Consider the following 13,919-nt stretch of genomic DNA (forward strand, 5'->3'; position numbering starts at 1 on the left):
CATTCATGCGCCCGACCCGCCCAGGGATTTGCCGCCATCGACGAACAGCACCTGCCCGGTGATGAACCCCGTCTGCGCAGACACCAGGAACGACACCGCCTGTGCGATGTCCTCAGGCTTCCCCGCCTTCCCTGTGGGCTGCAGCGCGAGTTGCTGGGCCAGCCGTTCGGGCGTGAGCGCGCGCAGGATGGGTGTATCGATCAGGCCCGGCGCGATGGCGTTCACCAGGATGCCGCGCGGCGCCAGTTCCATCGCACTGGCCCGCGTGTAGCCGACCACTGCAGCCTTGGATGCGACGTAGTGCGGGTGGTTCTTGGCGCCGAGGTACGCACGCGAGGCGATATTGACGATGCGGCCGCCGTCGGGCATCGTCCTCGCGGCCTCCTGCGTCAGCGTCGCCACTGCGACAAGGTTGACTTCGTAGGCGCGGCGGAAGTCGGCGTTGGAGACTTCGAGGAACTTGCGTTCGTCGAAGATGCCGGCGTTGTTGACCAGCGCCTGGATTGGCGGCAGCGACCGGACCAGGCTGCGCACAGCCTCTTCGTCCGTCAAGTCGAGGACGCGGCATTGCACGTCCAGTCCAAGGTCGACCAGGCGCTGCGTTTCGCGTTGTGCGAGCGCTTCGTCGCGATCGACCATCACCACGGCGAAGCCGTCGCGCGCGAGGCGCTCCACCGTGGCGAGTCCCATGCCGCCGGCACCGCCGGTGACCAATGCAATCGGTTTGTTCATGTCGTTCCGGTTCTCATGCTGAAAGAAAGCCGCCGTCCACCGGCAGCACCACGCCATTGACGTAGCTGGCCATGGACGAGCACAGGAAGACGACCGGACCCACGATCTCGTCGACTTCGCCGCCGCGGGCCATCGGCGCTCGCTTCATGTACCAGTCGGTGCCGCCGGGCACCGCCAGTTGCGGCGCCACCATGTCGGTCAGCATCAATCCCGGCGCCACTGCATTGGCCCGCACGCCGAAAGGCGCGAGGTCGCGCGCCAGCACCTGCGTCAGCGATCGCACCGCTCCCTTCGAAGCGACGTAGCCGGCCGAGGAGATGCCACTCACGAAAGCGACGATCGACGACAGGTTCACGATGCAGCCGCGCGATTGCTTCAGCGCCGGCACGAAGGCATGCGTGACGTTGAAGAGGCCCTGCAGGTTGACCGAGATGAGCCGGTCCCATACCGCCGCGGCCTCCGGCTCGTCGATACGGGCCTTGCCGGAAATGCCGGCGTTGTTGACCAGCACGTCGATCGGACCGAAGCGCTCGGTCAGGTGCGCGGCGCAGTCTTGCGTGGCCGCGCGATCGGTGACGTCGAGCACCACGCTCCATGCCTCGCCGCCCGCGTCGGTGATGGCCTTGGCCACCGCCGCCGCGTTGTCCGCATGGATGTCGGCCACGATGACGCGGGCGCCTTCCCGGACGAAGCCGCGCGCGATGGCCGAGCCGAGACCGCCGCCCGCACCGGTCACGAGCGCCAGCTTGTTCTTCAGCAAATCCATTTGTTTTCTCCTTGTGCCTCGGCGCGTCAAACGCCGAGATACGCGCGCCGCACGGCGGGGTCGTTGATCAGTTGCTGCGACGGACCTTCCAGGTTGATCTCGCCGTTCTCGAGGATGTAGGCATAGCTGGCCACCGTCAGCGCCAGCCGGACGTCCTGCTCCACCAGCAGGATGGTCAGGCCCTGCTCGCGGTTGAGTCGTTGGATGGATTCGAAGATCTGTTCGACCAGCACGGGCGACAGGCCCATCGAGGGTTCGTCGAACATGATCATCCGCGGCCGCGACATGAGTGCGCGGCCGATCGCCAGCATCTGTTGCTCGCCGCCGGAGAGGGTCGAGGCGCGCTGCTCCCGACGTTCCTTGAGGCGGGGAAACATGATATAGACCTTGTCGAAGTCTTCCGCCATCTCACGCCGGTTGCGGCGCAGGAACGCGCCGAGCTCGAGGTTCTCGTGGACGCTCATTTCCTTGAACACTTCCCGTCCCTCGGGGACCTGCACCAGCCCGCGCTGGACGATCTCGTCGGACGGCAGCCGGTGGATCGGCTTGCCGTCGAAGATCACCTCGCCATGGGTCGGATCGACCAGGTGCGAAATGGTGTTCAGCGTCGAGCTCTTGCCGGCGCCATTGCTGCCGAGCAAGGCTACGATCCCGCCTTGCGGTACCTTGAGGGACACCTTGGACAAGGCCTGTATCGCGCCGTACGAAGCACTGATGCCGCGCAGTTCGAGAAAAGGTTCAGACACGTGCGGCTCCCTTGCCCAGATAGGCTTCGATGACCTTTGGGTCCTGGCTGATTTGCTGCGGCGTGCCTTCCGAGATCTTTTCGCCGAAGGACATGACGGTGATGCGGTCGGAGATCGACATGACGAGCTGCATCACGTGTTCCACCAGCAGCACGGTGATGCCGTCGCGCTGGGCAAGTTCGGTCAGCAGGCGATCGAGGTTCTCGATGTCGCTGTTGCGCAGGCCGGCGGCCGGTTCATCGAGCAGCAGCAGCCGCGGCTTGAGCGCCAGGGCGCGCGCAATCTCCAGCAGCTTCTGGTGGCCGAAGTCGAGTTCCTTGGCACGCGTGTTCCGGTCGTGCGTCAGGCCGACCCGTTCGATCAGGCTGTCGACCAGCTCGCGGGTTGCGGCGTTGGGCCGGCGCAGCAGACCGCCCAGCGTGCTGGCGCTGTGCGCATGGCAGCCGAGCAGCACGTTCTCCTGCACGCTCAGATCACCGAACAGTTCGAGGTTCTGGAACGTGCGCGCGACGCCGAGCCCCGCCATGCGCGAGGGGCGGTGGTGCGTCACGTCCAGGCCGTCGATTCGAATGCGACCGGCCGTGGGCTGGTAGTACCGGGAGATGCAGTTGAAGGTGGTCGACTTGCCTGCGCCGTTGGGCCCGATCAGCGCGTGGATGGTGCCGCGCTCGACCTTGAAGGACAGGGCGTTGACTGCCGTCAACCCGCCGAAGCGCACCGTGATGCCCTCGACTTCGACGAAGGGGTTGGCGCTCATTGGAGTACCTTCGCCTTCGGCTGCGGTGCGAGCGCCTTCGGGCGGCCGGGCGGCACTCACGACCGTACCTCCTGCGTAACCTGGGGAACCTGGCGCGCCACGCGCCCGGCCCGGTCGGCGAACAGGCCCTTGGGCTTGAACATCATGAAGCCCATCAGGATCACGCCGTAGATCACCTCCTGGATCGACAGCGCCTGCCGCAGCAACTCGGAGATCAGCCCAAAGGCAATGGCGCCGGCGACAGCGCCTCGCACCGATCCGATGCCGCCCACGACCACCATCGTCAGCACGACGATGGTCGTCTGGAAGCCGAGACTTTCCGGATGGATGAAGGAGGTGAAGAGCGTATACATGCCCCCCGCGATGCCGGCGAACGCCGCCGAGATCGCGAACGCACTCTGCTTCATCGCCTTGACGTTGATTCCCATGGCCATGGCCGCCACGTCGCTCTCGCGCACCGCACGCAGCGACGAGCCGTACTGCGACCTGGACAGCGCGATCGTGAGCCACAGCATCAACGCCATCAGCACCGCCACGAAGGGGTAGGCCTGCAGGTCGTTGGTGAGCTTGTAACCGAACAGCTCGGCGGGCTGCATGCGCATGCCGTTCGAGCCGCCCGTGACGCCTTCCCAGTTGAGGAACACCCATTGCATCGCCTCGCCGAAGGCGAAGGTGGCGAGCGCAAGGTAGATGTCGCGCATGCGCAGCGCCAACAGGCCGATGACGTAGCCGAGCACCGCCGACAGCAGCCCGCCCGCCAGGATCGACACGATGAAGGGTGGATGCCAGGCCGTGTTGATCAGTCCGGCGGTGTAGATGCCGATGCCGTAGAAGGCCGTGTGCGACAGCGCGAACTGGCCGGCCTCGCCGATGACGACATGCATGCCGAGCGCCAGTACGATGAACACCATCAACAGGTTGACGACGTACAGCACGTAGCCGGAAACCGCGAACGGCAGCGCGAGGAGGACGACCACGGCGAACAGCATCGCCCAGCGGTCGGGAGTCATGTTTTTCATACTTTTTTCACCTGCGGCTTGCCGCCGAGCAGGCCCTGGGGCCGCAGCACCAGGGTGACCAGGATGGCGAGGAAGGGTGCGACCACGATGGCATTGGTCGAGATGAAAAGGCCCACCAGGTTCTCGATCACGCCGATCAGCAGGCCTCCCAGCACGGCGCCGGGCAAGCTGGTGAAGCCGCCGACGATGGCCGCCGCGTAGGCCAGGATGGCGATGTGCGCGATGTCGGGAGTGATCAGCACCTTGGGCGTGATCAGCAAGGCGGCGATCGCCGAGATCAGGCCGGACATCGCCCATACGAGCATCCGGATGCGGGACAGCCGGATGCCGACGATCTGCGCGGCGCGCGGATTCATGCCGACCGCGCGCATGGCCTTGCCGATGCGCGTGCGGCTGAACATGAAGTACAGCAGCAGCATGACGATCATCGACACGATGAAGATGACGACGTCGAGCCGCGTGAGCGCCGCGTCTCCGATCACCACTGCATCGGCCGAGACCAGCGACGGCAGCGAGCGCGGCGTGTCGCCCAACCCGGTCTGGCGCACCATGCCCTTCAGCGCGTAGGCGAAGCCGAGCGTGGCGATCACGAGCTGGACGCCGACGCCCTTGGAAACCGTCACACGTTCCATCACGACGCGCTGGAAGAGCGCGGTCCCGCCCGCCACGACGACCAGCGTCAAAGGAATGACGATCGCATACGGAAGTTGCGCGACGAGCAGCAGCATGAGGGCGACGTAGCCCGCCATCATGAAGATTTCGCCCTGCGCGAAATTGGGCACATCGGTGGTCTTGAAGACCGCGACGATCGCGATCGCCAGCAGCGCGTAGACGCTGCCCGTCACCAGGCCTGACAACACGCCCTGCTGCAGGAACAGCCAGATATCACTGAGACCCATGGTTTCACCGGCTGCGGGCGCTGTTCACAGCATCCGCGGCCGCTCCTCGCTGGTTGGCTACTTGTTGGGCTGATAAGTCCACTGGCTGCGGTATGCGCCAGGCACGAGCGTCTGTTTCTCGCCGTCGAACTTCAGGTAGATGGCCGACTTCTGGCCGGCATGGTCGGTCGCGGTGAGTTCGATCGGACCCGCCATCACGCCCGAGTCGAACTTGGTCTGCGACAGCGCGGTCAGGAATTTCTCGCGCGTCAGGTTCGGGCCGGCCGCCTTGAGCGCGTTGACGACCGTCATCGCAGGCGGGATGCCGTAGGGCATGTAGGTCTGCGGATAGCCCGGCTTGGAAGCGAGTTCGGGGTAGTAGGTCTTGTACATGTCGTACACCCACTTGAGCTTGGGGCCGCCGGGAACGTCGGCCAACACTTCCTGGATGTAGACGTTCTTGAACGCTTCCTTGTTGCCGACGTTCTCGACCAGCTGCTTCAGGTCGGCCGTGCCGTTGACGCCGATGACGATCGGCTTGTTGAAGCCGAGCTCATGAGCCTTCTTCACCAGCAGGCTGACCGGCCGCGCATAGGTCGTGATCAGCAGCACGTCCGGATTGCCCGCGCGGATCTTGAGCATCGGCGCCGTGACGTCGGTGAGATTCGGATTGATGGATTGCACCTGCAGGTCCACCCCGATCTTCTTGGCCTGGAAATCGGCGGCTTCGAGGTTCCAGCCGCCATAGGCGTCATCGTGGTTGATGTAGCCGACCTTCTTGCCCTTCAGGTGCTCCGAGGCAAACTGGACCATCGAACCACCAACGGCGCGCTGGGAGATCGAGAAAGCGCCGTAGATGTACTTGGATGGCGGATAAAGCGCCCCGTCGCCCGAAGCGTTGAGCATGACGTACGGAATCTGCGCGCGCTCGACATATTCCCGTGCGCCGACCACCGCGCTCGAACACGAGCCGCCGTTCAGCGCAAAGACCTTGTCCTGCTCCGTCAGCTTCTTGACCGCGGCCAGCAGGTCGTTGGCATTGCAACGGTCGTCTTCGATCACCAGCTCGATCTTCCTGCCGTTGACGCCGCCTTCCTTGTTGATCTTGTCGTAGTACATCTTGGCGGCGTTCATCACGTCGAAGCCATAGGCCATCGAATTGCCGGACAGCGGGCCGAACAAGCCGATCTTGATGGTCTTGTCGGTCAAGCCGGGTTCCTGCTGCGCCTGGACTGCGCCGACCGCGAGGCTGCAAGCGGCAAGGGCAAGGACGGATCTGAGAAGTTTCATGAATGTCTCCTGTTGGTTGAGCGAATCGGGGGACGCTTCTGCTACTGCATGCGGTAGCCGCCGTTGACGTCGATGACGTCGCCGGTGATATAGGAAGCGGCGGGGGAAACCAGGTAGCACACGGCCGCCGCCACGTCGTCCACGGTGCCGACGCGGCCGAGCGGGATGTTCTGCGCCACCGACGCCAGCGCACCGCTGCTGGTCACCGTGCTGCGGAGCATCTCGGTATCGATCAGGCCGGGCGCGATGACGTTGGATGTGATGCCCAGGTGCGCGGCTTCACGCGCGAAGGCTTTTGCGTAGCCATGAACCGCCGACTTGGCGCCGATGTATGCGGCGCTTGATCGATAGCCGCCGAGCTGTGCGGCGACCGAGCCGAAGAAGACCACGCGGCCATGCTCGACATTCGCGGCCTCGCGCCGTTGCAGGTATGCCCGGCTGCACAGAAAGGCGCCGCGCGTGTTGACCGCGAAGCTGCGCTCCCATGTATCCAGGGTCATATCCTTGATCATCGGCCGCTCCCCACCCGGAAGGATCAGCAGGCCGGCGACGCATACCAGCACGGCGACAGGTCCGACGCTCTCTTCGATCTCGTCGAACAACGAATCAACCGCGCGCTCGTCGGCCACATCCACGGTGCGGCCAACATGCGGCGAGCCCAGACTGTCCGCCACGCGTGTGGCGTTGGCGCCGTCGATGTCGGCCACCACCACCCGCAACCCTTGCGCCGCCAATTGGCGGGCGATCGCTTCTCCGATGCCGCGGCCGCCACCCGTGATCACTGCCAACCTGCCGTCCGATGCCTTGTTTGCCATGCGATTCCTGTGAAAAAAATGCGCTTTTCATATCTCGAGAGCAATGCAGTATGTATACATGATGAGTGACAATATAGCGGGTTTACCCTATTTATCGCGTAAATTGGTCTTTCATGTATACTTGCTTGGCAATTCAAGAACCCTTAAGTACTGGAGGCTCGGCGTTGGAAACACTGTCTCACCAAGTCACCGAGGCCCTGCGCGACTGGGTCCTTCACGGCCGCTTCAAGGCCGGTGAACGCATCGAGGAAATTCCGACTGCGCTAGCGATGGGTGTGTCTCGTACCCCCGTGCGCGCAGCGCTGGCGACGCTCGCCAGCGAAGGCCTGATTGACCATCAGCCCAAGCGCGGCTACGTGGTGCGGGAGTTCGAGCTCGATGTCATCGTGGCGGCCTATGAGGTGCGTGCCGTACTTGAAGGACTGGCCTGCAAGAGCGCGGCGCAGCGCGGTCTGGGCGACTTGCAAGCGCAGCGATTGCGCGACTGCCTCGAAATCGGTGATCGCATCCTGGCAAAGGGCTCCCTGCAACCCGAAGACCACGAGCCCTATCAAAAGATGAACATCGATCTTCACAACACGCTGCTGGAAGCTTCCGCGAACCCGTGGGTCGGTCGGTTCGCGGAACAGGCCAACAATATTCCTTATGCGTCCGACCGGATCGTGCTCTGGGATGTCGAGCACACAGTGATTCTTCGATCACATGGCGATCACCATCGCATCATTGAAGCGGTCCTCGAGCGCGACAGCGGCCGTGCGGAGCAGCTCATGCGCGAGCACGTTTACTACGCGGGGATCATATTCAAGAGCAACTTCCAACGCCTGATGAAGGCAGACGCCGAGAGCGCCGCGTAAGAACGTTTGCCTTCCAAGGTCGCGCGGTAGGTGGCATCAAAGTTGCCGGGCCACGCGCTTCAAGTGACGCCTATCCCCTCGTTCCTGCGGATGCCTACGGCAGCCGCTCAAGTCAAAGTGAGCGACTGCTTTGCGGCAGGCAATATTGACCGGCCAATGTCAACAGTGGGCCCTTTCGCGACGGCAGCGCGAGCGCATCAAGGGGCCGCACGTCGCCATCGATCGCTTCTTTCGAACCCTTGGGCTGGTGCACAGGGAACGCGCTGTCTGCATCGTCCTGTCCGGGACGGGCAGCGACGGCGCCGTCGGGCTCAAGGCGGTCAAGGAGCAGGGCGGCATCACGATGGCGCAGTCGCCCGACGACGCCGAGCACGACGGCATGCCGGCGGCAGCGATCGCCACCGGCATGGTGGACATGGTGCTTCACGTGGCCGAGATGGGGCAACGCCTGATCGAGATCTGGAGCAACGCCCAGCGCATCAGCCTGCCCGATGCGAGCCAGGTCTCGCCCTACATCGACGAACCGCATGGCGAAGCGGCGACCGAGCAAGCCGAACAGGCGCTGCACGAGATCATGGGCCTGCTGCGTTCCTACACTCGGCATGACTTCAGGCACTACAAGCGCGCGACCGTGCTTCGCCGCCTCGAGCGTCGCCTGCAGGTCAACCGCCTGTCCAATCTCCCCGCCTACCGCGACTTCCTGCGCAGCCACAAGGAGGAAGCCACTCCCCTGCTGCAGGACATGCTGATCAGCGTCACCAACTTCTTCAGGGACCGGGCCGCATTCGAGGCGCTCGAGCGCGACGTGATCCAGAAGCTGATCGAGGACAAGGCGCCCGGCGAGCAGGTCCGGGCGTGGGTGGCGGGCTGCGCCACCGGAGAAGAGGCCTATTCTTTGAGCATCCTGTTGCGCGAGCAGGCCGATTTCCAGTCGAAGCTCCTGGACATCCAGGTTTTCGCCACCGACATCGACGAGCGTGCCATCGCAACGGCTCGCAAGGGCGTCTACGCCGACGGCATCGTGGAGGACCTCAGCCCCGCGCGCCTGCGGCAGTTCTTCGTGCACGACCACGACCGGTACCGAGTGTCTGGCGCTGTCCGGGAATCGGTGCTGTTCGCGGTGCACAACCTGCTGCGCGACCCGCCTTTCTCGCGCCTCGACCTGATCTGCTGCCGAAACCTGCTCATCTATCTCGACCGCCCGGCCCAGGCGCATGTGCTGGAGATGTTTCGCATCGCGCTCAAGCCCGAGGGCATCCTGTTTCTCGGTACCTCGGAGTCGACCGAGGCGGGCGGCGAGCTGTTCATAGCCATCGACAAGAAGAACCGGATCTACCGGGTCAATCCCACATACCCGGCCAGCCGGCACCTTCCGCTGATCAGCGATGCGCCGCTCGATCGCGCACTCGGCAAGACGATGCCGCCCGGAAAGCCGGCCAAGGCCTCGTCGGTGCCGAGCTTCGCCGAGATGCACCAGCGCGCGCTCGAGCAGTTCTCGCCACCGAGTGTCCTGCTGGACTCGAACCACAACGTTCTCCATCTTTCGAACGGTGTCGGCCGGTTCATGGAACGCTCCAGCGGCGAACCCTCGAACAATCTCCTGAACAACGTGCGCCAGGACATCCGGATCGAACTGCGCGCTGCGCTGTTCAAGGCGGCCCAGTCCGGCCGCAGCGTCGAGACGCGCCTCGCGCAAAGCCGGCACGATGGCCGCCAGTTCTTCCTGAACGTCACGGTGCGCCCCGTCCAGCAGGATGGCGTCGCCCCGGGCCTGACGCTGGTGGTGTTCGACGAGGTCGAGGAGAGCATTCGACCGCAGGACGGCATTCCGTCCGACGCTGCGCAGAGCCTCCTAATCCGCCAGCTCGAGCGGGAATTGCATGGGCTGAAGCTGCACCTGCAAGAGGTGATCGAGGGCTCGGAGACATCGACCGAGGAGCTGAAGGCGTCCAACGAGGAGCTGCAGGCGATCAACGAAGAACTTCGCTCGGCCACCGAGGAACTGGAGACCAGCAAAGAAGAGCTGCAATCCATGAACGAGGAACTCGTCACGGTCAACTACGAGCTCAAGACGAAGGTCGAGGAGCGCGGCCAGATCAACGACGATCTCCAGAACCTGATCGCGTCGTCGGAGATCGCCACGGTGTTCGTCGATCGCACCATGCGCATCAAGCGCTATGCGCCGCATGCGAGCAACCTGTTCAACCTGATCCCTTCCGATCTGGGCCGTTCCCTCTTCGACATGACGAGTCGGCTGGCGTATCCCGAGCTGGCCGAAGATGCGGCCGCGGCGTTCAAGGAGCTGCGCGCCAGCGAGCGCCACGTCTCCAGCAGCGATGGCCGGCATTTTCTGGCGCGGATCCTGCCGTACCGCACCTCCGAGGACAAGATCGAAGGCGCGATCCTCAACTACTTCGACATCACGGCGCTGCGTGCAGCTGAGGAGCGCGTGCGCTTGGGCGAGGAGCGCCTGAAGGTGGTGGCGGCGACCACCCGCGACTTCGCGATCATCACGACTGACGCGCAGGGCATCGTCGCGACCTGGAACGCGGGCGCCGAACGGATCTTCGGCTATGCCGAGGCGGAGATGCTGGGCCGGCCGATCGCCACCATCTTCACCGCCGAGGACCAGGCCCACGGCATCCCCGAGCAAGAGATGCAGACCGCCGCAGATGCCGGGCGCGCCGAAAACGAGCGGTGGCATCGTCGCAAGGACGGCAGTCGCTTCTTTGCCAGCGGTGTGATGACACCGCTCGATGGCGTTGCCGGACCCGGCTTCGCGAAGATCGCGCGCGACATGACCGGCACCAAGCAACAGGAACTCGCGCAGGAGCACCTGCTGTCCAAGGAGAAGAAGGCCAGCCTGAGCGCGCAGATGGCCAACGAGCTGAAGGACAAGTTCCTGGCGGTCATGTCGCACGAGCTGAAGCAGCCGCTGAACCTGATCCAGATGAATGCCGAACTGCTGTCCCGGCTGCCCGCGGCATCGGATCATTCGGGGGTCCGCCGCATCGGCGACGCGATCAAGCGTGCGGTCGGCAGCCAAACGCGCATCATCAACGACCTGTTGGACCTTTCACGGATTCGCACCGGCAAGCTGCGCTTGAACCGCGTCGTCGTCGACATCGGCGACATCGCCCGCTCGCTGACGAGCGTCGTAACCCGGGAGCCGGCCGGCAAACGCATCGAGGTCGAGTGCAGCGCCGAGCCCGGTTTGCGCTGCCATGGCGATCGCGTTCGCGTCGAGCAGATCCTGTGGAACCTGTTGAGCAACGCCGTCAAGTTCACGCCGGATGGCGGCAGCATCAAGGTCGACGTCGCGGCGGAGGATGGTTTCGCCAAGGTTGTCGTTGCCGACACGGGCACCGGCATCGACCCGGAGCACCTGCCCCACGTGTTCGCCATGTTCAATCAGGCCGGCACCGAGACAACGGGCAACGGCGGCCTGGGCATCGGGCTCGCTCTCGTCGAAGAACTCACGCGGGCGCACGGCGGTCGGGTGCAGGCGCAGTCGGAAGGTCTGGGCCGAGGTTCCACCTTCACGGTCTGGCTGCCCCTGCACGATGCCGAAGCGGCCGAGTTGCCCGAAGGCGCGTCGGTCGAGGTCGACCTCAAGGGTTGGCGCGTGCCCGCGGTCGACGATTTCGTCGAAGGCCTGCTTCCCTTTGCCGAGGTGTTGCGCCTCGAGGGTGCGATCGTCGACGTGGCGGACAGTGCCAGGAAGGCCCTCGAGTTGCTCGAGACGAGCAGCTACGACCTATTGATCTCGGACCTGGGCATGCCGGAGATGGATGGCTACCAATTGATTGCCGAGTTGCGAAAGCGCCCACGCACACGCGACCTTAGAGCGATCGCGATGTCTGGCTTCGGCCGGCGGGCGGACGCTCGCCGTGCGCTCGAGGCGGGTTTCAACGCTCACGTGCCGAAGCCCGCTGCCGTCGACGATCTCAAGGCAGTGATCGGCAAGCTGTAGCGGCCCAGCCCTCCCGCCTCCCGGTGAGGCCGGAGCCGGTCAGAAGCGGTAGTTGGGCCAACTGCTCTAAAGCGGTCAGTGAACGGGTACATGGCCACTCAACAAATACCACAGAGCGGCCGTCATCGGCAGATCAACATCGCATCCCGCAGGCGCCGAAGAAATCTATTGCAGCAGCGCGGCCGCGGCGGCGCGCGCATCCGCCACCACGTCGTAGGCGTAGAGGCGCTTGCGGAATTCGGCGTGCGCGGCGAGCGCCGCGTCACGGGCACTGAGATCGATGTCGGTCGAGTCGAGACGCAGTCCATTCTGTCGGGCACCAAGCTGAATCTCCGCCACGCGCTTGCGACGCAATCGCTCGTAGGCAAGTAGCGACGCCGGTACTCCCGATGCGTCCACCTGGGCCAGGATCGTGGCGAGCGCCATGCCGTCCTCGATTGCCTGGTTGGCCCCCTGACCCAGATGCGGAAGCATCGGATGTGCCGCGTCGCCGAGCAGCGTCAACCGGCCCTTGGTCCAGGTCGGTAACGGCTCGCGGTCGTAGAGTGCCCAGCGAAATGTCTTGTCGACCTGCTGAAGGACATCGGCGATGCGCGGGTCCCAGCCTTCGAACTCGCGGCGCAGCACCGCCGGATCGCCGGGCGCGGACCACGATTCCTTCATTTCCTCATCGGTCGGTACGAACCCGACGTAGTTGACCATCGTTCCGTGACGAACAGGGAAGACCAGGAAATGCCTGGATGGACCGGCCCACATTTGCCAGCGGTCCATCGGCCAGTTCGGCAGGCGCTCCCGCGAGACCAGACCTCGATAAGAAATGGTGCCGTGAAAGACGGGCTTCGAGGGCGGAAAGACGTAGGAACGCAGTTCGGAATGTATTCCGTCGGCGGCAACCACAACGTCGGCCTCGGCGATGGCGCCGTTGGCAAATTCGACGCGGGCTACGTCGTCGGTCTGCTTGAAGGCGATAGCACGATGGCTGGTATGGACGATCCCGGCGGGCAGGTTGGCAGCGAGGAAATCGACAAAGTCGGCGCGGTGCATGCCAAAGGTCGCGTTCCAGCCGGAGGCATCCGACACCTGCACCGGGGCGATCGGCGTACCGTCGTGGCGAAAGTAGTAGGAGCCGGGACCGACTCGCGCACCCCATCTCTCGACGGCGGGCCCGAGGCCCACACGCTCCAAGTGGCGCACCGCATTCGGTGTCACAAACACACCAGCGCCGATCTCGCCCAGGGCGGACGCCTGTTCATAGACCGAGACACGCAGCCCCTGGCCGATCAGCGCATTGGCGGCGAACAAGCCGCCAATTCCGCCTCCGATGATCAGGACGTTTGGTCGAGATGCCATTTCAACCCAATCGAAAATCCTTCAACAGGGCATTGTGTGAGCGTGACGGGCAGAGGGCAACGGCAATTGACGAGGAGCTGATTCTCGCTATGCCGGGTGAGCGCGACTGAGGTGGGCCGGGAAGATCGCGAATGGCCGCTCTGATCCGCCGCCCTTGACTGTTTTTTGGGCCCTTTGCGCCGATGCAGCGTCGGGCTACAGTCGGCCAGATCCGGACATTCCGTGAACCGGGGGAAGGCAAGCCATGCAAGTTCGAATGCTGGAACCGTACGAGCCGAACCTTCAACGTGAACTGCGTTTGCGCGCGCTACGCGATTCGCCGAACGCTTTCAGAGATACGTACGCAGAGATCTCGGCGCGACCGCCTTCATACTGGGAAGAACTCACGCGCTCGGTCACCGAACTGGGCGACGTGATGTTTCTCGCCTGTGAGGCACCAATGGTCGTTGGCTCGGTGTATGGCTTTGCCGACCGGACGAACAGCCACGTTGGCCGCTTGGGCGGCATGTGGGTCGACCCTGCATGGCGGCGTCGCGGAGTAGGCAACGCCTTGTTGAATGAAGTGATTGGCTGGTCCCGCAAGCCTGGCTGCGAACGGCTTAGGCTGTGGAGTGTCGTGGCCTCTCCAGGCCCTTCCGCGCTCTATCAAAACGCGGGGTTCGTAGCGACCGGAAAGGAGGAGCCGCTGGCCTCCGCGTCGATGCTGCGAGTCGTCGAGATGGAACTTGTGCTGTAGCGG

General features: G+C 64.3%; 12 protein-coding genes. 3 read left to right on the forward strand and 9 right to left on the reverse strand.

Translation table 11 applies throughout. The features are described from left to right. Positions 1 to 3: 3 nt before the first annotated feature. From ACSQ9I_RS37075 to ACSQ9I_RS37110, 8 genes are read right to left on the reverse strand one after another with little or no spacing between them, the layout of a single operon-like run. Entirely contained in the window at positions 4 to 732 is a 729-nt protein-coding gene (locus tag ACSQ9I_RS37075) for an SDR family NAD(P)-dependent oxidoreductase (protein WP_436307478.1), read from the reverse strand. Positions 733 to 745: 13 nt separating this feature from the next. Further along, positions 746 to 1,498, reverse strand: coding sequence for an SDR family NAD(P)-dependent oxidoreductase (locus ACSQ9I_RS37080; protein ID WP_436316927.1), 753 nt, complete (start codon positions 1,496 to 1,498; stop codon positions 746 to 748). 26 nt (positions 1,499 to 1,524) lie between these two features. Continuing rightward, entirely contained in the window at positions 1,525 to 2,244 is a 720-nt protein-coding gene (locus ACSQ9I_RS37085) for an ABC transporter ATP-binding protein (protein ID WP_436307476.1), read from the reverse strand. After that, positions 2,237 to 3,001, reverse strand: coding sequence for an ABC transporter ATP-binding protein (locus ACSQ9I_RS37090; protein ID WP_436307475.1), 765 nt, complete (start codon positions 2,999 to 3,001; stop codon positions 2,237 to 2,239). The genes ACSQ9I_RS37085 and ACSQ9I_RS37090 overlap by 8 nt, the downstream gene beginning before the upstream one ends. A gap of 56 nt (positions 3,002 to 3,057) precedes the next feature. Beyond that, positions 3,058 to 4,020, reverse strand: a complete 963-nt coding sequence (locus tag ACSQ9I_RS37095) for a branched-chain amino acid ABC transporter permease (protein WP_436310348.1) — start codon at positions 4,018 to 4,020, stop codon at positions 3,058 to 3,060. Then, positions 4,017 to 4,919: a branched-chain amino acid ABC transporter permease gene (locus tag ACSQ9I_RS37100; RefSeq protein ID WP_436307473.1), complete on the reverse strand. Its 903-nt coding sequence runs from the start codon at positions 4,917 to 4,919 to the stop codon at positions 4,017 to 4,019. The genes ACSQ9I_RS37095 and ACSQ9I_RS37100 overlap by 4 nt, the downstream gene beginning before the upstream one ends. Before the next feature lie 57 nt (positions 4,920 to 4,976). Then, positions 4,977 to 6,188, reverse strand: coding sequence for an ABC transporter substrate-binding protein (locus tag ACSQ9I_RS37105; protein ID WP_436316928.1), 1,212 nt, complete (start codon positions 6,186 to 6,188; stop codon positions 4,977 to 4,979). Positions 6,189 to 6,229: 41 nt separating this feature from the next. Next, positions 6,230 to 7,003 carry an SDR family NAD(P)-dependent oxidoreductase gene (locus ACSQ9I_RS37110; protein ID WP_436307471.1) on the reverse strand — a complete coding sequence of 258 codons (774 nt, stop codon included), beginning with the start codon at positions 7,001 to 7,003 and terminating at the stop codon, positions 6,230 to 6,232. A 164-nt stretch (positions 7,004 to 7,167) separates the two neighbouring features. Here ACSQ9I_RS37110 and ACSQ9I_RS37115 point away from each other — a divergent pair, with 164 nt between their 5' ends. Next, on the forward strand, positions 7,168 to 7,857 hold the full coding sequence (locus tag ACSQ9I_RS37115; RefSeq protein WP_436316929.1) for a GntR family transcriptional regulator: 690 nt from the start codon (positions 7,168 to 7,170) through the stop codon (positions 7,855 to 7,857). A gap of 247 nt (positions 7,858 to 8,104) precedes the next feature. Beyond that, a complete protein-coding gene (locus ACSQ9I_RS37120) occupies positions 8,105 to 11,830 on the forward strand; it encodes a CheR family methyltransferase (RefSeq protein ID WP_436316930.1) in 3,726 nt (1,241 codons plus the stop codon). 165 nt (positions 11,831 to 11,995) lie between these two features. On the opposite strand, the gene ACSQ9I_RS37125 is transcribed toward ACSQ9I_RS37120, so the two are convergent. Next, the gene (locus ACSQ9I_RS37125; RefSeq protein WP_436316806.1) at positions 11,996 to 13,180 is read right to left on the reverse strand and encodes an FAD-dependent monooxygenase; all 1,185 of its coding nucleotides are present in this window, start codon (positions 13,178 to 13,180) and stop codon (positions 11,996 to 11,998) included. Between the two features lie 244 nt (positions 13,181 to 13,424). On the opposite strand from ACSQ9I_RS37125, the gene ACSQ9I_RS37130 reads away from it, so the two are divergent. Then, positions 13,425 to 13,916, forward strand: a complete 492-nt coding sequence (locus ACSQ9I_RS37130) for a GNAT family N-acetyltransferase (RefSeq protein WP_436316931.1) — start codon at positions 13,425 to 13,427, stop codon at positions 13,914 to 13,916. The last annotated feature ends 3 nt before the right edge of the window (positions 13,917 to 13,919 follow it).

Source organism: Variovorax sp. LjRoot84 (genome assembly GCF_964254305.1).
GTDB lineage: Bacteria > Pseudomonadota > Gammaproteobacteria > Burkholderiales > Burkholderiaceae_C > Variovorax.

Coding starts and splice junctions, on each gene's coding strand:
- ACSQ9I_RS37075 (WP_436307478.1), bottom strand. CDS start 732: ATGAACAAACCGATTGCATTGGTCACCGGCGGTGCCGGCGGCATGGGA.
- ACSQ9I_RS37080 (WP_436316927.1), bottom strand. CDS start 1,498: ATGGATTTGCTGAAGAACAAGCTGGCGCTCGTGACCGGTGCGGGCGGC.
- ACSQ9I_RS37090 (WP_436307475.1), bottom strand. CDS start 3,001: ATGAGCGCCAACCCCTTCGTCGAAGTCGAGGGCATCACGGTGCGCTTC.
- ACSQ9I_RS37095 (WP_436310348.1), bottom strand. CDS start 4,020: ATGAAAAACATGACTCCCGACCGCTGGGCGATGCTGTTCGCCGTGGTC.
- ACSQ9I_RS37100 (WP_436307473.1), bottom strand. CDS start 4,919: ATGGGTCTCAGTGATATCTGGCTGTTCCTGCAGCAGGGCGTGTTGTCA.
- ACSQ9I_RS37105 (WP_436316928.1), bottom strand. CDS start 6,188: ATGAAACTTCTCAGATCCGTCCTTGCCCTTGCCGCTTGCAGCCTCGCG.
- ACSQ9I_RS37110 (WP_436307471.1), bottom strand. CDS start 7,003: ATGGCAAACAAGGCATCGGACGGCAGGTTGGCAGTGATCACGGGTGGC.
- ACSQ9I_RS37125 (WP_436316806.1), bottom strand. CDS start 13,180: ATGGCATCTCGACCAAACGTCCTGATCATCGGAGGCGGAATTGGCGGC.
- ACSQ9I_RS37130 (WP_436316931.1), top strand. CDS start 13,425: ATGCAAGTTCGAATGCTGGAACCGTACGAGCCGAACCTTCAACGTGAA.